The organism is Streptomyces tateyamensis (genome assembly GCF_003205575.1).
Lineage (GTDB): Bacteria > Actinomycetota > Actinomycetes > Streptomycetales > Streptomycetaceae > Kitasatospora > Kitasatospora tateyamensis.
Genome location: NZ_PYBW01000151.1, coordinates 1 through 18,979 on the forward strand (window position 1 = coordinate 1; position 18,979 = coordinate 18,979).

General features: G+C 72.2%; 15 protein-coding genes. 5 read left to right on the top strand and 10 right to left on the bottom strand.

Annotated elements, in window-relative coordinates; translation table 11 throughout:
• The coding region (locus C7C46_RS30180; RefSeq protein ID WP_146259263.1) for a hypothetical protein at positions 1-196 on the bottom strand (196 nt) is incomplete at its 3' end.
• Positions 197-308: 112 nt separating this feature from the next.
• Entirely contained in the window at positions 309-899 is a 591-nt protein-coding gene (locus C7C46_RS30185) for a flavodoxin family protein (RefSeq protein WP_110673112.1), read from the bottom strand.
• 214 nt (positions 900-1,113) lie between these two features.
• Between C7C46_RS30185 and C7C46_RS30190 the strand changes: the two genes are divergently transcribed.
• Together C7C46_RS30190 and C7C46_RS30195 are read left to right on the top strand one after the other, a co-directional pair.
• Positions 1,114-3,135: an NADPH-dependent 2,4-dienoyl-CoA reductase gene (locus tag C7C46_RS30190; RefSeq protein ID WP_110673113.1), complete on the top strand. Its 2,022-nt coding sequence runs from the start codon at positions 1,114-1,116 to the stop codon at positions 3,133-3,135.
• A gap of 9 nt (positions 3,136-3,144) precedes the next feature.
• Entirely contained in the window at positions 3,145-3,669 is a 525-nt protein-coding gene (locus C7C46_RS30195; protein ID WP_110673114.1) for a PadR family transcriptional regulator, read from the top strand.
• A 36-nt stretch (positions 3,670-3,705) separates the two neighbouring features.
• Here the strand turns inward: C7C46_RS30195 and C7C46_RS30200 are convergent, their stop codons facing one another.
• The 4 genes from C7C46_RS30200 to C7C46_RS30215 form a co-directional block, all read right to left on the bottom strand.
• Positions 3,706-5,145 carry a GH1 family beta-glucosidase gene (locus tag C7C46_RS30200; protein WP_110673115.1) on the bottom strand — a complete coding sequence of 480 codons (1,440 nt, stop codon included), beginning with the start codon at positions 5,143-5,145 and terminating at the stop codon, positions 3,706-3,708.
• 44 nt (positions 5,146-5,189) lie between these two features.
• Positions 5,190-6,053 (bottom strand): carbohydrate ABC transporter permease, encoded by an 864-nt coding sequence (locus tag C7C46_RS30205; protein ID WP_110673116.1) that lies wholly within the window; start codon positions 6,051-6,053, stop codon positions 5,190-5,192.
• Positions 6,046-7,047, bottom strand: coding sequence for a carbohydrate ABC transporter permease (locus C7C46_RS30210; protein ID WP_110673117.1), 1,002 nt, complete (start codon positions 7,045-7,047; stop codon positions 6,046-6,048). Before C7C46_RS30210 ends, C7C46_RS30205 begins: the two co-directional genes overlap by 8 nt.
• A 63-nt stretch (positions 7,048-7,110) precedes the next feature.
• The gene (locus C7C46_RS30215) at positions 7,111-8,439 is read right to left on the bottom strand and encodes an ABC transporter substrate-binding protein (protein ID WP_245985191.1); all 1,329 of its coding nucleotides are present in this window, start codon (positions 8,437-8,439) and stop codon (positions 7,111-7,113) included.
• 235 nt (positions 8,440-8,674) lie between these two features.
• Between C7C46_RS30215 and C7C46_RS30220 the strand changes: the two genes are divergently transcribed.
• Positions 8,675-9,742 carry a LacI family DNA-binding transcriptional regulator gene (locus C7C46_RS30220; RefSeq protein ID WP_110673118.1) on the top strand — a complete coding sequence of 356 codons (1,068 nt, stop codon included), beginning with the start codon at positions 8,675-8,677 and terminating at the stop codon, positions 9,740-9,742.
• Between the two features lie 175 nt (positions 9,743-9,917).
• Complete coding sequence (locus tag C7C46_RS30225) at positions 9,918-10,643, top strand: hypothetical protein (protein ID WP_146259264.1); 726 nt, start codon at positions 9,918-9,920, stop codon at positions 10,641-10,643.
• A gap of 21 nt (positions 10,644-10,664) precedes the next feature.
• Here the strand turns inward: C7C46_RS30225 and C7C46_RS30230 are convergent, their stop codons facing one another.
• Positions 10,665-11,231: a helix-turn-helix transcriptional regulator gene (locus C7C46_RS30230; protein ID WP_110673120.1), complete on the bottom strand. Its 567-nt coding sequence runs from the start codon at positions 11,229-11,231 to the stop codon at positions 10,665-10,667.
• Positions 11,153-13,612: an ATP-binding protein gene (locus C7C46_RS30235; protein ID WP_110673121.1), complete on the bottom strand. Its 2,460-nt coding sequence runs from the start codon at positions 13,610-13,612 to the stop codon at positions 11,153-11,155. The genes C7C46_RS30230 and C7C46_RS30235 overlap by 79 nt, the downstream gene beginning before the upstream one ends.
• A gap of 261 nt (positions 13,613-13,873) precedes the next feature.
• Between C7C46_RS30235 and C7C46_RS30240 the strand changes: the two genes are divergently transcribed.
• On the top strand, positions 13,874-14,842 hold the full coding sequence (locus C7C46_RS30240) for a terpene synthase family protein (protein WP_110673122.1): 969 nt from the start codon (positions 13,874-13,876) through the stop codon (positions 14,840-14,842).
• A 93-nt stretch (positions 14,843-14,935) separates the two neighbouring features.
• Here the strand turns inward: C7C46_RS30240 and C7C46_RS30245 are convergent, their stop codons facing one another.
• Positions 14,936-16,486, bottom strand: coding sequence for a cellulase family glycosylhydrolase (locus tag C7C46_RS30245; protein WP_110673123.1), 1,551 nt, complete (start codon positions 16,484-16,486; stop codon positions 14,936-14,938).
• A gap of 97 nt (positions 16,487-16,583) precedes the next feature.
• Positions 16,584-18,590, bottom strand: a complete 2,007-nt coding sequence (locus C7C46_RS30250) for a glycoside hydrolase family 6 protein (protein WP_181442613.1) — start codon at positions 18,588-18,590, stop codon at positions 16,584-16,586.
• Positions 18,591-18,979 lie beyond the last annotated feature (389 nt).

Here is an 18,979-nt window from a genome sequence, read left to right on the forward strand (position 1 = left end):
CCAGCGCGCGGAACTCCTGACGGGGCCTCAGCACCCGCCGCTCGCCCAGCAGCGCGACCGCGGCCGGGATGCCGGGGCTGAGCAGGAAGGCGGCCAGGAAGGTGGTCGCGGGCCCGGCGGCCAGCGGCGCACCGAGCAGCGGCAGCCACCGGCGGGCGCCGCGGGTGGCAGCAGGTGACGGTGTCTCGGCGGGCATGCCCGACCTCCCCGTGGATCGCCGCAGGTCGCGGTGGACGCAACGTAACAAGCACCGGGTGCCGCAGCACCCGGTGCTGCGGCACCCGGGGGGTGTCCGTCGGCGAGCGGGCTCAGGAGGCGAGCGCCGCCCGGCCCGCCAGGACGATCCGGGCCTGCTCGGCGACCCGGCGGCCCAGGTGCTCGGCGGTGGCCACGTCTGCCTTGTTCACGCCCTCGACGCCCTCGTCGACGTTGGTGGCGGCGGCGGCGCCGAGGTTGAAGGCGAGCCGGTTGAGGTCGTTCTCGGTGCCCTCGGAGGTGTACCAGCCCGGCATCAGGCCGAGGCTGACCCAGCTCATGCCGTGCTGGGCGGCCAGGATGGCGAAGTACTCCAGGGTGTGCAGCTTGTCGCCGCTCTTGCCGCCGGAGTTGGTGAAGCCGGCCGCGAGCTTGTCCAGCCAGGCCCGGGCGAACCAGCGCTTGGAGGTGGCCTCGCCGAAGACGTGGAACTGGCCGGACGCGGTGCCCATGTAGGTCGGCGAGCCGAAGATGATGGCGTCCGAGGCGTCCAGCAGCTCCCACTGTGCGTCGGTGATCTCGTCCACCTTGATCAGGTGCACGGTGGCGCCCGCGGCGGCGGCACCGGCCTGCACGGCCTCGGCGAGCACCGTGGTGTGGCCGTGGCCGGAGTGGTAGGCGATGGAGATGACAGGGACGGTCACGATGACTCCCTACGTCGAGGATCAGTGGACGTTGAATTATTTACTAATTCTATGACAGGGAGTCAATCTGCATGTGACACAGTGGGATCGGCACTGGTGCGCAGTGGCGGGACCGGCGAGTCGACCAGGTGCGGGTCGGCGTCTTTTGAAACTGGTTGCACAGAGCCCGCCGCGACCCCTACTCTTCGGTAACAAGCCGTCGCGAGGAGCCGCCATGTCCGCCTATCCCCACCTGCTGAGCCCGCTGGACCTGGGCTTCACCACGCTGCCCAACCGGGTGATCATGGGCTCGATGCACGTGGGCCTGGAGGAGGCGCCGGACGGCTTCGAGCGGATGGCCGCGTTCTACGCCGAGCGCGCCCGGGGCGGCGTCGGCCTGATCGTCACCGGCGGCATCGCCCCGAACGAGGCCGGCCGCCCCTGGGACGGCGGCGCCAAGCTGACCACCGAGCACGAGGTGGCCGAGCACCGCACCATCACCGACGCCGTGCACGCGGCGGGCGGCCGGATCGCGATGCAGATCCTGCACTTCGGCCGCTACGCCTACCACCCGCAGCTGGTCGCGCCCAGCCCGCTGCAGGCGCCGATCAGCCCCTTCGCGCCGAACGAGCTGACCGCCGAGCAGGTCGAGCAGACCATCGAGGACTTCGCCCGCTGCGCCGAGCTGGCCCAGCAGGCCGGCTACGACGGCGTCGAGATCATGGGCTCCGAGGGCTACCTGATCAACGAGTTCATCGCCGCCCCCACCAACCGTCGCACCGACGAGTGGGGCGGCAGCTACGCCAACCGGATGCGCTTCCCGGTGGAGATCGTGCGCCGGGTCCGCGAGCGGGTCGGCGCCGACTTCATCCTCGTCTACCGGCTCTCCATGCTGGACCTGGTCCCCGGCGGCTCCACGCTGCCCGAGGTGATCGAGCTGGCCAAGGCGATCGAGGCGGCAGGCGCCACCATCATCAACACCGGCATCGGCTGGCACGAGGCCCGGATCCCCACCATCGCCACCTCGGTGCCGCGCGGCGCCTTCGCCTGGGTGACCAAGAAGGTGATGGGCGCGGTCTCCGTCCCGCTGGTCACCAGCAACCGGATCAACACCCCCGAGCTGGCCGAGCAGCTGCTCGCCGACGGCCACGCCGACCTGGTCTCGATGGCCCGCCCGCTGCTGGCCGACCCGGCCTTCGTCAACAAGGCCGCGGCCGGCACCCCCGAGGCGGTCAACACCTGCATCGGCTGCAACCAGGCCTGCCTGGACCACACCTTCAGCCTCAAGATCACCTCCTGCCTGGTCAACCCGCGGGCCTGCCACGAGACCGAGCTGGTGCTCGCGCCGACCCGGCTGCGCAAGCGGATCGGCGTGGTGGGGGCCGGCCCGGCCGGGCTCGCCCTCGCCGTCTCGGCCGCCGAGCGCGGCCACGCGGTGACGCTGTTCGACGCGGCCGAGGAGATCGGCGGACAGCTCAACATCGCCCGCCAGGTCCCCGGCAAGGAGGAGTTCAACGAGACCCTGCGCTACTACCGCCACCAGCTGGCCGAGCACCGGGTCGAGCTGCGGCTCGGCGCCCTGGTGACGGCCGATCAGCTGGCCGCCGAGGCCTTCGACGAGGTGGTGCTGGCCACCGGCGTCACCCCGCGCGCCGCCGACATCCCCGGCAGCGACCACCCGAGCGTGCTGACCTACCTGGACGTGCTGCGCGACAAGGCGCCGGTCGGCGAGCGGGTGGCGATCATCGGTGCCGGCGGGATCGGCTTCGACGTGGCCGAGTACCTCACCGACCCGGGCAAGGGCGCCAGCCAGGACCCGGCCGTCTTCTTCGAGCAGTGGGGCGTGGACACCGAGCACACCACCCCCGGCGGCCTGGTGCCGCCGGTGCGGGCCGCCGCGCCGCGCTCGGTGCACCTGCTGCAGCGCAAGACCAGCAAGGTCGGCGCGGGCCTGGGCAAGACCACCGGCTGGATCCACCGCACCGAGCTCAAGCACCGCGGCGTGGCCATGGTGGCCGGGGTCGGCTACCAGCGGATCGACGACGCCGGCCTGCACGTCACCGTGGACGGCGAGCCGCAGCTGCTCGCGGTGGACACCGTGGTGCTCTGCGCCGGCCAGGAGCCGCGCCGCGACCTGGTGGAGGCGCTGCGGGCCCACGGCATCGAGCCGCACCTGATCGGCGGCGCGGACGTGGCGGCCGAACTGGACGCCAAGCGCGCCATCGACCAGGGCACCCGGCTCGCGGCCAGCCTCTAAACTGCTCCGATGTCGCTGCCGCACGCCATCCTCACCGCCCTGTTGGAGAAGCCCTCCTCGGGGTTGGAGCTGACCCGGCGGTTCGACAGGTCGATCGGCTTCTTCTGGCCGGCCACCCACCAGCAGATCTACCGGGAGCTCGGCCGACTGGAGACGGCCGGCCGGATCCGGGCCCTGCCGCAACCGCCGAGCCGGGGGCGGCGCAAGGAGTACGAGGTGCTCCCGGCCGGCCGGGCGGAGCTGACCGGCTGGGTGGCCGAGCCGCAGGACCCCAAGCCGATGCGGGACGCCCTGGTGCTGCGGCTGCGGGCCGCCGCGGTGGTCGGCAGCCACGGCCTGCGCGAGGAGCTGGCCCGCCACCTGGAGCTGCACCGGCGTCAGCTGGCGCAGTACCAGGAGATCGAGCAGCGCGACTTCCCGCCCGAGCGGGCCGGCACCGAGAACCGCCTGCAGCACCGGGTGCTCAGTGCGGGCCTGGAGCTGGAGCGGTTCTGGATCGGCTGGTTGACCGACACGCTGGCTGATCTCGACTGACGGGTGGGCACGGTGCGAGCCGTGCCCACCCGCGGATCAGCTCACGGGGATCGCGCCCAGCCTGGCCGCGCGCCCGTACCAGTGCGCGCTGGCCTTGGGGGTGCGCTGCTGCGACTTGTAGTCCACGTACACCGCGCCGAACCGCTTGGCGTAGCCGTAGGACCACTCGAAGTTGTCCAGCAGCGACCAGAGGAAGTAGCCGCGCACGTCCGCCCCGTCGGCGATCGCGCGGTGCACGGCGGCCAGGTGGCTCTGCAGGTAGGCGATCCGGTCCTGGTCGTGGACCTCGCCCTCGGCGGTCAGCTCGTCCTCGAAGGCCGCGCCGTTCTCGGTGATCAGCAGCGGCAGGCCCGGGTTGGCCCGGCTGGTCTCGGTGATCAGGTCGTACAGGCCCGAGGGGTCGATCGCCCAGCCCATCGCGGTGGTGTCGCCCGGCGGCAGGTGGAACTGCACCGCCTCCGAACCCGGCCAGGGCGAGGACGCGCTGTTGCCGTGCGCGTCGTGCCGGGCCGCCTCGCCCGGCGTGGTGCCGGGCGCGGCCGCCGAGACCAGGGTGGGCGTGTAGTAGTTGATGCCCAGCAGGTCGATCGGTGCGCCGATCGCTGCCTCGTCGCCGGAGTGGACCAGTTCGTCCCAGTCCACCAGGTGGGCGGTGTCGGCGCGCAGGTCCTCGGGGTAACCGCCGTGCAACATCGGGCCGGTGAAGATCCGGTTGCCGACCGCGTCGATCCGGCGGGCCGCGTCCAGGTCGGCGGGGGAGCGGGTGAGCGGGCGGACCTGGTGCAGGTTCAGGCTGACCGCGATCCGGGCGGAGCCCGGCAGGGCGGCGCGCAGGGCGGCCACCGCGCGGCCGTGGCCCAGGTTGAGGTGGTGGGCGGCGCGCAGCGCGTCGCGCGGGTCGGTGCGGCCGGGGGCGTGCACGCCCGAGCCGTAGCCGAGGAAGGCGGAGCACCACGGCTCGTTGAGCGTGGTCCACACCGCGATCCGGTCGCCGAGGGCTTCGGCCGCCAGCGCCGCGTACTCGCCGAACCGCTCGGCGGTCTTCCGGGCCGGCCAGCCGCCCAGGTCCTCAAGGTCCTGCGGCAGGTCCCAGTGGTAGAGGGTGGCGACCGGCTGGATGCCGGCGGCCAGCAGTTGGTCGGTGAGCCGGCGGTAGAAGTCCAGGCCGCGCTCGACGGCCGGGCCCCGCCCGGTGGGCTGCACCCGGGACCAGGAGAGCGAGAACCGGTAGGCCTGCACGCCGAGTTCGGCCATCAGCGCGATGTCCTCGGGGTACCGGTGGTAGTGGTCGCAGGCCAGGTCACCGGTGTCGCCGGCGTGCACCTTGCCAGGTGTGTGGCTGAAGGTGTCCCAGATCGAGGGGGTCCGGCCGTCCTCCCGCACCGCGCCCTCGATCTGGTACGCGGCGGTGGCCGTGCCCCAGAGGAAGCCGGGCGGAAAGGTGAGGAGATCGGTGGCAGGGGATACCAGAGTCATGGATGGAGCGCTCCCATGGCGAAGAGGGGGTGGAGGAGGAGGGGTCAGCCCTTGACGGCGCCCTGGGTGATGCCGCCGACGATGTGCCGGCCGAAGAGGAGGAAGACCAGCAGCAGCGGCAGGGTGCCGATCAGCGCCCCGGCCATGATCACCGACCAGTCGGTGGACCAGCCGGTGCCCAGGCCCGCCAGCGCGACCTGCACGGTCGGGTTGGTGGCGCCGTTCATCGCGATGATCGGCCACAGGAAGTCGTTCCAGGACTGCACGAAGGTCAGCATGCCCAGAACCGCCATCGCGGGGCGAGCGATCGGCACCACGACATGCCAGACGATCCGCAGCGAGTTGGCCCCGTCGGTACGGGCCGCCTCCAGCAGTTCGGTCGGCAGTGCCTGGACCAGGAACTGGCGCATGAAGAAGACGCCGAAGGCGGTCACCAGGGTGGGCAGGATCAGCGCGGTCAGGTGGTTGGCCAGCCCGAGCCGCTTCATCAGGATGAACAGCGGCACCACGCTCAGCTGCGCGGGCACCGCCAGGGTGGCCACCACCAGGCCCATCAGCACCCCGCGCCCGGCGAACCGCAGCTTGGCGAAGGCGAAGCCGGCCAGCAGCGAGAAGGCGACCGTGCCGATGGTGACCGAGCCGGCCACCAGGGTCGAGTTGAGCAGGGCCACGCCCATGCCGCGCCCGCCGGCGTTGTGCCAGACGTAGGCCAGGTTCTTGAACAGGTTGCTGCCCGGCAGCAGCGGCGGCGGGGACTGGACCACCCGGTGGGCGTCGCTGGAGGCCGCCACCAGGGTCCAGTAGAGCGGGAAGAGCGAGGCCACCGCCACCAGGCCGAGGACCAGGTAGGTGACCGGGCCCGCGTGGTGGGTGCGACCGGCCCGGCGGGTCCTCTGACGGTCAGTCACGGCGCAGCCTCCGGGCGATCAGGGTGTTGACCAGGCCGAGCAGCAGGAGCAGCGCGAACATGCTCCAGGCGATCGCGCTGGCCCGGCCGAGCATGCTGTGGCGGAAGCCCTGGTCGTACATCAGCACGCCGAGGGTCTCGTACTGGTTGTCGGCGCCGCCCTGGTGGCCGCTCTGGCCGCCGAACAGGAAGGGCTCGCCGAACAGCTGGGTGGCACCGATGGTGGAGACCACGGCGGTGAACAGGATGGTCGGGCGCAGCGCCGGCACCGTGACGTGCCAGAACTGGCGCAGGCGGTTGGCCCCGTCGATGGCCGCCGCCTCGTACAGGTCGCCCGGGACCGCCTGCATCGCCGCCAGGTAGATCAGCGCGTTGTAGCCGGTCCACCGCCAGGTGACGATCAGTGCGATGGCGAACTGCGAGCTCCAGTGGCCGGCCTCCCAGTTGAGCGGGCCGATGCCGAACAGGTGCAGCACCCAGTTGGCCATGCCGCCCTCCGGGCTGAAGATCAGCGCGAAGACCAGGGTGGCCGCGGCCACCGAGGTGGCGTACGGCGCCAGCAGCGCGGTGCGCAGGAAGGTCCGGCCGCGCAGCTTGTAGTTGAGCAGGTGGGCCAGGCCCAGCGCCATCACCAGCTGCGGAACGGTGGAGAGCAGGCCCAGGGTCAGGGTGTTGCCCAGCGCGTTCCAGAAGAACCGGCTGAGCGAGCCGCTGAACAGGTCGGAGTAGTTCTGCAGGCCCACCCACTGCGAGTTGTTGACGTTGTAGAGGCTCACCTTGTGCAGCGAGAGCCAGCCGGTGTAGAGCAGCGGGTAGAGCCCGAAGGCGGCGAAGACCAGGAAGAACGGTGCGACCAGGAGGTAGGGCGAGCCCTTGCTGTCCAGGCGGTAGAGCAGGGTGCGCAGCCGCTGGCGCCGGGGGGTGGGCCCGGGGTCGGCGGTGCCTGCCGGCCGCGGCCCGGCAGCCCGGCCGGTGGCGGTGGTGGAGGTGGCCACGGGGTGGCTCCTTGAAGGGGGTGTGGGCCGGGGCCGGCGCGGTTGGCGCCGGCCCCGAGCGGCTTACTGGACGCTGCTGTCGATCTGCTGGACGGTGGTGTTCCAGGCGTCGGTCGCGCTCTTGTGGTTCTGCTCGACCAGCAGGATCCCGTTGCTGAAGTCGCTCTGCAGGTCACCGGCGTGCGGGCCGGTCTCGGCCGGCTGGATCGCCTTGGCGGCGGTCGAGAAGATCTGGCCGGTGGGCGCGTTCGGGCCGATGTACGGGTTCTTGAAGTCGGTGACCGCGGTCAGCGAGTAGGCGCCCTGGTTGGACGGGATGTTGCCGACCTTCTGGAACACCTTGGCCTGCTGCTCGGGCGCGGTCAGCCAGGCCACCAGCGCCTCGGCCTCGGCCTTGTGCTTGCCGGCGCTGGGCACCGCCAGGAACGAGCCGCCCCAGTTGCCGGCCGCCGGCGCCTGGGCGATGTTCCACTTGCCGCTGTTGGCGTCACCGGAGAACTTCTGGATGTTGGCCTGCTGCCAGGACGGGCAGACCGTGGTGGCGAAGCTGGAGTTGGCGAAGGCGGTCTGCCACGGCGTGTCGAACTCCTTGAGCCCGGCGGACTCGCCGGCCGCGTCGGCCTGCATCGCCAGGTCCCAGGCGGTCTTCACGCTGGGGGAGTTCTTGTAGTCCAGCTTGCCGCCCTTGTAGTACTGGCTGGTCGAGGAGGAGACCACGCCGTTGAACATGCCGGTGGCCGAGTCCATGAAGAAGGTGCCCTTGGGCGCCTTGGCCTGGTACTCCTTGCCGACCTGGACGAACTTGGCCCAGTCGCCGGCCCAGAGCGCCGTCACCGCGGCCGGGTCGGCGGGCAGGCCGGCCTGCTGGAACAGGTCCTGGCGGTAGCAGATGGCCATCGGGCCGACGTCGGTGCCCAGGCCGATGGTGCGGCCGTCCTGGGTGGTGGCCTGCTGCCACTTCCACGGCAGGTAGTCGCCCTTGTTGACGCCCTTGACCTTGGACAGGTCCTCGAAGCTGTTGCTCAGCGCGTCCGAGGTGGCCAGCGCGATGCGGCCGACCTCCAGCGCCTGCACGTCGTCGAGGCCGCCGCCGGACAGGTGGGTCTGCAGCGCGGTCCAGTAGTCCGCCTCGCCGGTGGTGGTGTCCTCCTTGATCGTGATGTTCGGGTGCGCGGCCATGTAGGCGTCGAACAGGCCGGCCTCCTTGTAGCCGAAGGTGCCGAAGTCGCCGACGGTCAGGGTGATCTTGGCGCTGCCGGCCGAGGAGCCGGCGTCGCCGCTGGAGCTGGACCCGCTGCTGGAACAGGCGGTGGCCAGCAGCGCCGTGCTGGCGAGCACGGCCGCGCAGAGCAGGGCGGATCTGCGCGGGCGAGTGGTCTCGGACAGGTTCAAGGTGGGCTCCTGGAGGGGGTGGTCGGGTACGCTCAGCGGGTGTAACAGTGGGAGCGCTCCCATTTGCGGCCTGCCGGAAGGTTCCTGCCTCCCGGCCCCCGGTGTCAAGGGGGGAAGTCGAGGGTGTAACCGCAGCGTGTCCTGCCCGGTCCGGCACCTGTCAGAATGACCGCGTCCCCACGGCGCTCCCTGTGCCCGCTCGTCCCCGCCCACCCGACCGCTCACCGAGGTGACCATGAGCTCCACCGCACACCGCCCGCCAGGGGCCCTGACCGGCCCGGAGGAGCGCCGCGGCCCCGGTCGGCCGACCTTGGAGGAGGTCGCCGCGCTGGCCGGGGTCGGTCGCGGCACCGTCTCGCGGGTGATCAACGGCTCGCCGCGGGTCAGCGAGAAGGCCAAGGCCGCCGTGGAGCAGGCGGTGGCCGAGCTCGGCTACGTTCCCAACCGGGCCGCCCGCACCCTGGTCACCTCGCGCACCGACGCGATCGCCCTGGTGGTCCCCGAGGCCGAGACCCGGCTGTTCTCGGAGCCCTACTTCTCCGACATCATCAGCGGTGTCTCCGCCGAACTCGCCGACGGCGACATGCAGTTGCTGCTGGTCCTGGTACGCAACCAGCGCGAGCGGGACCGCTTGTCGGCCTACCTGCGGGCCCAGCGGGTGGACGGCGTGCTGCTGGTCGCCGTACACCGGGACGACCCGCTGCCTACCGTGCTGGAGGACCTGCGGATCCCCTCGGTGCTGGCCGGCCGGCGCGGCGACCAGGAGCCGCTGAGCTACGTGGCCGCCGACAACGCGGGCGGTGCCCGGATGGCGGTGCGACACTTGCTGCGCCGGGGCTGCCACCGGATCGCCACCATCACCGGCCCGCTGGACATGGAGGTCGCGCAGGCGCGGCTGGGCGGGTACCGGGCCGCGCTGGAGGAGGCGGGGCGGCAGTACCGCGAGGAGCTGGTCGGGCTGGCCGACTTCACCGAGCAGGGCGGGCGCGCGGCGATGCGTGAACTGCTGGCCCGGGTGCCCGAGTTGGATGCGGTGTTCTGTGCCTCCGACGTGCTGGCCGCCGGTGCGCTGCAGGAACTGCGGGCGGCCGGGCGGCGGGTGCCGGACGACGTGGCGCTGATCGGCTTCGACGACTCGATCGTGGCCCGGCACACCGACCCGGCGATGACCAGCGTGCGCCAGCCGATCGAGGAGATGGGCCGCACCATGGCCCGCCTGCTGCTGGAGGAGATCGCCGACCCGGGTCGGGCCAGGCGGCAGGTGGTGCTGGCCACCGAGTTGGTGGTGCGCGAGTCGGCTTGACGGGGAGTCGGGCGCCGGCGGCCCGGGCCCGTTGCCTGGACCGCCACAGCCCTGGTAAGCCGGGCGAAGAGGCCGTGTGCGCACCGGGCGCGACAGGGGGCGGCACCGGGGAGGGATTCGCGTGTGCCGTGCCGGGCCTGACGGGACGTACAGCTGCGTGGGGGAGCCGGAGGCGGTGGCCGCCCTGAAGGCGCTGCGGCCGACCCGCTCCGCCGGGCTGCCCCGACCGCGATGGGCCCCGTTCGAGCCGGCCGCGCTGGTGGCCGGCTACGGCGCGCCCGCCTGCTGGCACGCCGCCGGGCGGCTGGGTCCGCTGCTGGACGGCGAGCCCGCGGTGACCGCGGCCCTGCTCGCCTGCTGTCCGGCCGACGCTGAGCCCGCCGGGCTCGACCAGCGGGTCAAGAGCGTGCCCGGCACCTGCGAGAAGGTGCGCCGGCTCGGCGTGAAGCACGCCTGCACCCCGGCGGCGGCCGCGCTGCGGGTCACCGACGTGCTCCGCTACACCCTGCGGGTCACCGCGGCGCAGGCCCTCGTGCCGGCTGCCGCGGAGTTCATCTCGCGGGCCGGCGCCCAAGGCATCGCCTTCCTCGCCGCCCGGCACTACTACCTGCCCGGCTCCCGCTACAAGGGCCTGCACCTGGTGGGCGAGGAGCCGCACCGGCGGGCGGTCTTCGAGGTGCAGTTCCACACCGAGCAGGAGTGGGAGCTGATGCACGGTCCGAGCCACGCCCTGTACGAGGTGTACCGCGACCCGCGCACCCCGCGGGCGACGGCCCGCTCGGCGCTGGCCGAACTGCGCCGGCTGGCCGCCGACCTGCCGCACCCCCCGGGCCTGGACCGGCTGGAGGACCCCTGGGGTCCACTGCGGGCCTGCGGGGGGTGCCGGGCCGCGCCGTCCTGAGCGCGAGGGGCAGGCGGTGCCTCAGGCCTCCTCAGGGGCGTCGGTGGGACGATCCACCGGCAGGTCGAGCGCGGCGGCCAGGCCCTCCACGTCGGTGCCCGTCTTACGGTGCACCGCGGCGAGCCGACGCTGGATCAGACTGACCGGGACCTCCAGCCGTTCCGCGATCTGACTGGGCGTCAGTCCTTTGACCGTCAGCTCGGCTACCCGGTACTCGGCCCGGCTCAGCGCGTTGCGCTCGGTGCCGAGCGGGCGGCCGGGGCGCAGGCCGGAGGCGTTCAGCTCGTGCCGGGCCTGGCTCACCAGCCCGTCTGCGTTGCACACCACGGCCGCCTCCATGCCCTGGTGCAGCTGCTCGGTGGCCTCCATCAGGCGCCCGACCCGGCGCAGCGCGGCCCCGTAGTCGACCAGCGCGCGGGCGTGCTCGTAGGCGGCGGGGGTGGTGCCCAGCACCGTGACGGCCTCGGAGAGCAGCTCCACCGCCTGCTGGCCGCCGACCACGGCGGCGTTCATCCGCAGCGCGCTGCCGATCGCCGACCCGACCCCGTACGTCCGGGCCCGCTGCACGTTCCGCTCGGCGATCCGCACCGCCTCCTCGGGCGCAGCGCCTGGGCGAGGTGGCCGGCCCAGGGCGCCCAGATGGGGTTGTGCCAGCCGCGCGCGGAGAGCTGGCTGCCCACCCCCTGCAGCACCTCGGCGGCCGCTGCCCGGTCCTGCTGGGCGAGCAGCAGCTTGCCGTAGAGGGTGGCCGCGTCCGGCAGCACCATGGCGCTGGGGTGGTAGGGCGGGGCGAAGGAGTAGTCGGCCGCCAGCTTCCAGGCCTCCTCGGTGCGGCCGCGGGCGAGCAGGGTGTCGGCCAGCACGCCGACCGCGTCCCACTGCAGCGGCAGGCCGCTGCCCAGCCGGCGGGCGATCCGCAGGGCGTTGCGCAGCTCCACCTCGGCCTCGGCCAGCGCGCCGCGGCGGAACTTCGCCAGGCCCATCAGGAAGATCGCGATGCCCAGGTGGCCGCCCTCCCAACCGGCCACGCCGAACGCCCAGATCGCCTCGTCGATCAACTGCTCGGCGCGGTCCAGCCGGTCGGTGTAGATGTGGGCCAGCGCGATGATGCCGGGCAGTTCCAGGCCCCACGCGTTGGTGGTCCAGCCGAGCTCGACGGGCAGCCGGCCCTGGTCCAGCACCGAGTCGAGCAGCGCCTGCACCTGGGTGACGTTGGCGCCCTGCAGGGTCAGGTCCCAGGCCTGGACTGCCCGCGCGGCCCGGGCGTTGACGTCGTCCCCGGTCAACCCGGCGGTCAGCTCGGCCAGTCGGGCCGAGCGGCCGCGGCCGTCGGCCTCGTCGCGCTGGAAGGCCGCCCAGATGAAGTGCGCGACCTGCAGCCTGGTCCGGCCCGGGCCCGGTTCGGTCTGCTCCGCCTCGAACTGGGTCAGTTCGGTCGCCTCGCTGACCTGGCCGCTGTGCGCCAGCACCTCGGAGAGCCGGAACGCGGCGTCCACCCGCAGGTCGGCCGGCAGGCCGGGGACGGTGTCCAGTGCCAGCTGCATCTGGTTCGCGGTGGCGACCGGGTCGGTGAGCAGCGTGGCGCAGGCCAGTTCGTAGATCACCTGGGCGCGGAACTCGTCCTCCGGCGGCTCCTCCAGTGCGCGCTCCAGACAGCGCACCGCGGCGGCCGGTGCACCGACCGCCAGGTGCTCGCGGGCCGCCCGGCGCAGCTTGGCCACCACTTCGAGGTCGTTGTCCGGATGGGTCTCCAGCAGGTGGCGGGAGGACTCGACCAGCGGCCGCCCGGCGATCTCCAGCTCGACCGCGGCCTTGCCGTGCATCGCGGTGCAGGTGGCGGGTCGGATGGACTTGTAGAGCGAGGTGGCCAGCAGTGGGTGGACGAACTCCAGCGGACCGTCCGCCGGGCCGACCAGCACCTGGTGGCGGCGGAGTTCAGCGATCGCGTCGGTGGCGGCAGCCGGGCTGATCACGGCGATCCGGGCGGCCACCCGGGGCAGGATCTCGGTCCCGAGCATCGCTGCGGCCTGGGCGAACTTGAGGGTGGTGAGGGTCAGTTTGCCCATCCAGTAGGCGCTGTCCATGCCCTGGGCGTCGGCCGCCAGGTCGTGCAGCAGCGGCACGTTCTCGTGGACCGGGGTGATGCCGCTCTCCCGGACCTTCCGCAGCAGGCCGCTGACCAGGAACGGGTTCCCGTCGGTGACGGCCCAGACCTGGCGGGTGAAGGAGTCCTCGGCGTCCTGGAACTCGGCCCGGACCAGCTTGCCGACGGTCTGCGGCGTGAGGCCCTGGAACTCCAGGTGCTGGTGAGACTTGTTGGCCACCAGTGACCGGAACCCGCGGAACCCCTCCGGGAGTTCGCCCGGTCGCCAGGCGATGGCGAGCAGCAGCGGCAGTTCGGGGCAGCGCACCGCCAGCGACTCCAGCCAGACCATCGACTCCGGGTCCGCCCACTGCAGGTCGTCGACCAGCATCACCAAGGGCGCCTGGAACCGGGCCAGTTGGGTCATCACCACGTCCAGGCCCTGTTGCACGCTCTGCGGGTCGAGGTCCTCGCCGGTGGGCGGCACCAGGCCGAGGGCGGGGCCGGCCACCGCGCGCCACGGGCCGAGCACCTCGGAGAGCTTGTCACCGGGCAGTGCGAGCAACTCGCCGAGCAGGAGTTGGCGCAGCAGGTAGAACGGCTCGTTGGTGCGCTGCTCGGCGGCCCGCCCGCTCAGCACGGTGAGGCCTTGGCTGCCCGCCAGTGCCCGGATCTGCTGCAACATGCTGGTCTTGCCCATGCCGGCCTTGCCGCTGTACAGGAGCAGCGAGCCGAGCTGGACGCCGCCGGCCGCGTACCGCACCCGCAACAGGTCGATCGCCTGCTGCGCGGTCTGGATCGCGGCCTCGCGCTCGTAGAGGCGGCCCTTCGCCGATTCGGTCGGGCCCGCCCGATACCCCGCCTCCTCGCTCCGGTTCTCGGTCACCCTCGGTCCCCTCTGCCGCTACGCCTTGTGTTCCGGTTCGAGGTTATCTCCGTCGCGGCCGCTCGGTACCGGGTTTGTGCAGGTCCGTCATCTGATGATGATTCAAGTAGCGGTGCACGGGGAACGCCATGCGACATCAGTTCTATCCGAGGGCGCTGCGGGGGAGACCCGCTCCGTCCGTCGTCGCGAACGCGGCGCCGACCGGGACGGGGCGGTCGCAGGTGCCGACGTGCGCCTAATGCGCCACCCTTCAGGAGTCCGATGTTCGATGCGATGACCCTCGACGTGCACTACCCCTACCGCCGCAATCCCCACCGAGCAACTGCCGAGGCCCATCACCGACGCTGGATGGAAGAGTTCCGGATGCTGGGCAGCCGGATGACTCCCGACTCCTACGCCCGCTGGGAGATACCGGACCTGGCGGCGCTCACCTACCCGGACGGTGATGCCGAGGACCTGGCCCTTGCCACCGACCTGATGGGCTTCTACTTCGTCTTCGACGACGAGTTCGACGGAGTGCGCGGCCGCCGGCCGGCCGGCAGCACCGAGCTCTGCGACCAGCTGATCGGGGTGCTGCACGGCAGCGCCGCGCCGGCCGACTCGCCCTGCGTGCAGGGGTTCGAGTCCATCTGGTGGCGGATCCGGCAGGTCATGTCACCGCGCTGGGTGGCCCGGGCCGCCTACAACTGGGAGGCCTACTTCGCCAGCCACCCGGCCGAGGCGGCCAGCCGGCTGACGGCCGAGGCCCCGGGCCGGACGACCTTCCTGTTCCTGCGCCGGGGCACCTCGGCCATGGAGACGGTGCTCGACATGGTCGAGCGGGTGGGCCGGTTCGAGGTCTGCCCGACCGCCTTCCACAGCCCGGCGCTGCGCGAGGTGCGCCAACTGGCCGCCGACATCGCACCGCTCAGCAACGACGTGCACTCCTACCCGCAGGAGGTGCGCCGCGGGGACGTGGCCAACCTGGTGCTGGTGGTTCAGCGCGAGCGCGGCTGCACGCTGAGCGAGGCCAGCGCCGTGGCTATCGCCGAGGTGCAGGAGCAGGCCGACCGGCTCGCCGAGCTGCGTGAGGAGCTCCCCCGGACCTACCGCGCCTTGCAGCTCACGGCGGACCAGGTCCGGGACGCCCAGCGCTACGTCGAGGGCCTGATGGCCGTGGTGGCCGGCTATATCGACTGGGAGGGCCGCACCGTCCGCTACCGCTCGCAGGCGGTCGCCCGGTCGGGTTGAACGCTCGGGCCGCTCGGCGGCATGACGGCCCGCCAACTCCGTCGTAGGAGTTGACGGGCCGTCATTCTTTTCGGTGCAGCGGTGGGTGGCGGATCAGCCGAGGGCGGCCAGGTGGGCCTTGTAGCCCGCGCCGAAGGCGGTGGGGGTGCCGTCGTAGGCGGAGATCAGGGCGGGGCCGGTGGAGCAGTTCCAGGTGTTCCAGGTCCAGCCGAGGTAGGAGATCCCGTGCTGGTCCAGCCAGGGCAGCAGCGAGTCCAGGTACCCGTGGGCGCAGTCGTTCTCGCCCAGCTCGCCGGTCACCACGGGCACGGCGGCCGCGACCGGGGCGAGCTGGCTGTCCCAGCAGCTCGACGAGGAGCAGGTGTTGAAGTTGTACGAGTGCCAGGAGGCGGCCAGGTCGTGCAGCGGATCGGTGGGCTGGTAGGCCAGCCAGGAGGTCAGCTCGTTGGAGTACTCCTCGCCGCCGAGCAGCAGCACGTTGGTCGCGCCGGCCCCGCGCACCGCGTTGACCATGGCCTGCATGCCGGCCACCTGGTAGGAGATGCCCGGGCAGTTGCCGCCGTCGCGCCAGCAGGCCCAGCCGGAGGCGTCGGAGCCGGTGGCCCGGGAGGCGTAGGGCTCGTTGAACAGGTCGAACAGGGTGGCGTTGTCGCCCTTGAAGGCGGTGGCCACCGAGGACCAGAACGGGATCGCGTTGGCGGCGTCCGGCATCGGCTTCTGGCAGGTCGCGGTGGCGCTCGCGCAGCCGGAGGAGTTGCCGGTGTAGACGCCGTCGGTCCAGTGCAGGTCGAGGATGGTGTTGAGGCCGTTCTGGTGCAGCAGCGCGACGTAGGACTTGATCGCGTTGATGTAGGTGGAGCCCGCGTAGGCGGCCGGCACGTTCGACAGGCCCAGCCAGCAGTCCTCGTTGAGCGGGATCCGGACCGCCTTGAGGTGCCAGCTCTTCATCGCGTCGACCGAGGCCTGGTCCACCGGGCCGTCGAAGATGCCGGTGCCCTGGACGCAGGCGAACTCGGCGCCGGAGCGGTTGGCGCCGTGCAGGGTGACGGTGTGGCCGGCCGGGTCCACCAGCTGGTTGCCCGCGACGTGCAGCGCGGGCGCCGGACCGCCGGGGGAGGGGGTGCCGGTCGGGGTGGGTGTCGGGGTGGGGGTGGGGGTCGGGCTCGGCGTCGGAGTGGGCGTCGGGCTCGAGGACGGGCTGGGGGACGGGCTGGGGGACGGCGAGGACTGCGGACCGCACGGCGTCCCGTTGATGGTGAAGGTGGTGGGGGCGGTGTTGGTGCCGCTGTAGTTGAAGTTGGCGCTGGTGGTGTAGCTGGTGCCGGGGTTGATGGTGGTGGCGTAGCTGGGGTTGGTGACGGTGACGTTCTTGCCGGTCTGGGTCCAGTTGCCGTTCCAGCCGTTGGTGAGGGTCTGGTTGCCGGCGTAGCTGTAGCCGAGGGTCCAGCCGTTGATCGCGGTGCTGCCGGTGTCGGTGATCGTCAGGTTGGCGGTGAACCCGCTGCCCCAGTCGTTGGCGGCATAACTGACGTTGCAGGAAAGCGGGTTCGCGGCCGAGGCGGAGCTGCCGGGGGGTAGCAGCAGGGCCGCGCCGAGCGCGCAGGCGCCGACGGCCGCGGCCGCCAGTACGGTGCGGGTGGTCATGGGGGCTCCCTGGGGGCGAGGAGAAAAGGGGCCGGCCGGTGGGTGGTGGCCGGCCGGCCCCGGACTGCGGGGAGGGATACTGATTACTGCACGAGGGTCAGCTGGCGGTGCAGCTCAGCGTGGGCGCGGGGTTGCTGCCGGAGTAGCTGCCCTGGAAGCCGAAGCTGGTGTTCGCTCCGGCGGCCAGCGCCCCGTTGTACGCCATGCTGGCGGCGCTCACCGAAGCCCCGGACTGGGTGACGGTGGCGTTCCAGCTGTTGGTGACCTGCTGGCTACCGCCCCAGCTCCAGGTGACCTTCCAGGAGTTGGTGGCCGTGCTGCCGGTGTTGGTGACCGTCACGTTGGCGGTGAAGCCGCTGCCCCAGTCGTTGGCGATCGCGTACGTCGCCTTGCAGCCCGCGCTGCCGCCCCCGCCGCCGGAGGTGGTGCCGGTGACGGCCGCCGAGGCGGTGGAGGTGTTGCCGGCGGCGTCGTAGGCGCTGACGGTGTACTGGTAGGCGGTGGCTGCGGTCAGGCCGGTGTCGGTGTAGCTGGTGGTGGTGGCGGTGCCGACCTTGGTGCCGTTGCGGTAGACGTTGTAGCCGGTGACGGCGACGTTGTCGGTGGCGGCGCTCCAGGAGAGCGAGACGCTGCCGGCGGTGGTGCCGGTGACGGTCAGGCCGGCCGGGGTGCTCGGCGGGGTGGTGTCGCCGCCGCCGGTGGTGCTGCCCAGCGCCGGGTAGGCGTTGGCCACCAGCTGCTGGAACTGGGCGGCGAACCAGTTGCCGGCCGGCACGTCGTAGCCGGGGATCGCGTCGGTCGGGTAGGTGCCGCCGTTGCCGTCAGTCTGGGTGCCGGCCGGGTCGCAGTGCGGGTCGCCGTGGGTGTGGCCGGCCGTCGGGTAGTCGCCGTCGGACTCGCCCGGGGGCTTGATCCAGACGAACGCGATCACCGGGTCGGTCGCGCCGTACGGCTGGGCCTGCGGCCGGTAGCCGATGCCGGCGCCGTTGACGTTGCACCAGTCACCGCGGAACGGGCGCTGGTCCACCTTGTTCGCGGCCACGTAGGCCCCGACCGTGGTCGGGGTGGAGTTGAGCGCGGTCGGCCGGGCCGAGCCGCCCCAGCCGTTGCGCGAGGTGTCGATCAGCATGCCGACGCTGCTCGGGAAACCGGCGCTGACCAGGGAGGCGTGCATCGCCTCGTCGTAGCTGTGCTCGTCGAAGTACGGGTTCCACTGGTAGAAGTTGGCCGAGTCCAGCGGCTGACCGCCCACCTGCATGGTGGTGTTGGGCAGGAACGGCTCTTCGGTGGGGGTGGTGTTGGCGGTGTTGGAGACGAAGCCGTCTACGCTCGCCACGCCCGCCGGGGTCGACTTGGCGACCTTGGCGAGCTCCTGGGCGGCCGGGCCCATGTTGCTCGACCAGCCGAGCCAGCCGGAGTGGCCGATGTCCAGGTAGTTGTAGACGTTCGGGATCGCGTGCAGCTTGTTGAGCGCGTAGGCAACGCCCGTCTCGTAGTACGGGGTTGCGGTCGTGCAGGCGGGCTTGCTCTGGTTGGTCACCGCGTTGGGCAGCGAGTCCGGCTCGATGATGGCCGAGACCCGCAGGTTGCTGTACTTGCTGTTGCCGAGGAGGGTCGCGATCGGGTCGATGTACTGCGACTCGTACTGGGTCAACCCGGCGGCCGTGGCGGGGATCTCGCCGTTCGAGGCGAGCGCGGCGCAGTCGCGGCCGGGCAGGTCGTAGACGACGATCTCGACGAGCACCGGCAGGGTGCTGGTGGCGGCCTGCGCTTCGGCGGCGTCGAGCTGGGCCTGCAGTCCGCGGTGGGTGGCGTCGCCGGCGATGGCGCCGATCCGGTCGAGCCAGATCGCGGTCTGGTTGGCGGCCACCTTGGCCTCGATGCTGCCGTTCGAACCGTCCTGGGCGGCTTGGGCGTTGACCTCGGCGACGTAGTCCGGGTTGAGGAACGGGGTGGCGCCCACGTACGGGTTGGCGACGTGGGTGGTGGCGGCCTGCGCGCTCGGCGCGGCGGCGACCACGGGGACGAGGGCGGCGGCGCCGAGGGCGGTGGCGACAGCCGCGGCGCGCAGTCTCCGCAGCGGCCTGGGGAGGCGGTGGTGCACGGTCGGGTCCCTTCGGGTGGGGGTGGGGGTGGCCCGGATGGTGCCTTGCGTGGATCGGGAAGTCGTGGGAGCGCTTCCACTCCCAGGCAAGGGCAGTCGTGCCGGTGCCGAGAGACATCAAGCCAGGCCTGGGAATAGTCGTCAAGAGTCGGCGCAGGGGTCTTTGGTCAAAAGTGGGCACGCTCCCACACTGTCGTCATGTAAGTTTCCTGCGCTGCCAGTTGACCCCGGTCGGGCGTCGGGGCAGGTCGGCGCGGTGATCCGGGCAGCGCGCAGCGCCCGCGCCCAGGAGGCGGGGTTTCCGGGGTGCACCGGGCGCGGCACGCTGCGGCCAGCAGGGGTGTCCGGGCGGCTCCAGGACGTGGACCGCCCGGCACCCGCTCCCTCCA

Excerpts from the sequence above, each read along its gene's own strand:
- C7C46_RS30190 (WP_110673113.1), top strand. The coding sequence starts at position 1,114 with ATGTCCGCCTATCCCCACCTGCTGAGCCCGCTGGACCTGGGCTTCACC.
- C7C46_RS30220 (WP_110673118.1), top strand. The coding sequence starts at position 8,675 with ATGAGCTCCACCGCACACCGCCCGCCAGGGGCCCTGACCGGCCCGGAG.
- C7C46_RS30240 (WP_110673122.1), top strand. The coding sequence starts at position 13,874 with ATGTTCGATGCGATGACCCTCGACGTGCACTACCCCTACCGCCGCAAT.
- C7C46_RS30195 (WP_110673114.1), top strand. The coding sequence starts at position 3,145 with ATGTCGCTGCCGCACGCCATCCTCACCGCCCTGTTGGAGAAGCCCTCC.
- C7C46_RS30200 (WP_110673115.1), bottom strand. The coding sequence starts at position 5,145 with ATGACTCTGGTATCCCCTGCCACCGATCTCCTCACCTTTCCGCCCGGC.
- C7C46_RS30245 (WP_110673123.1), bottom strand. The coding sequence starts at position 16,486 with ATGACCACCCGCACCGTACTGGCGGCCGCGGCCGTCGGCGCCTGCGCG.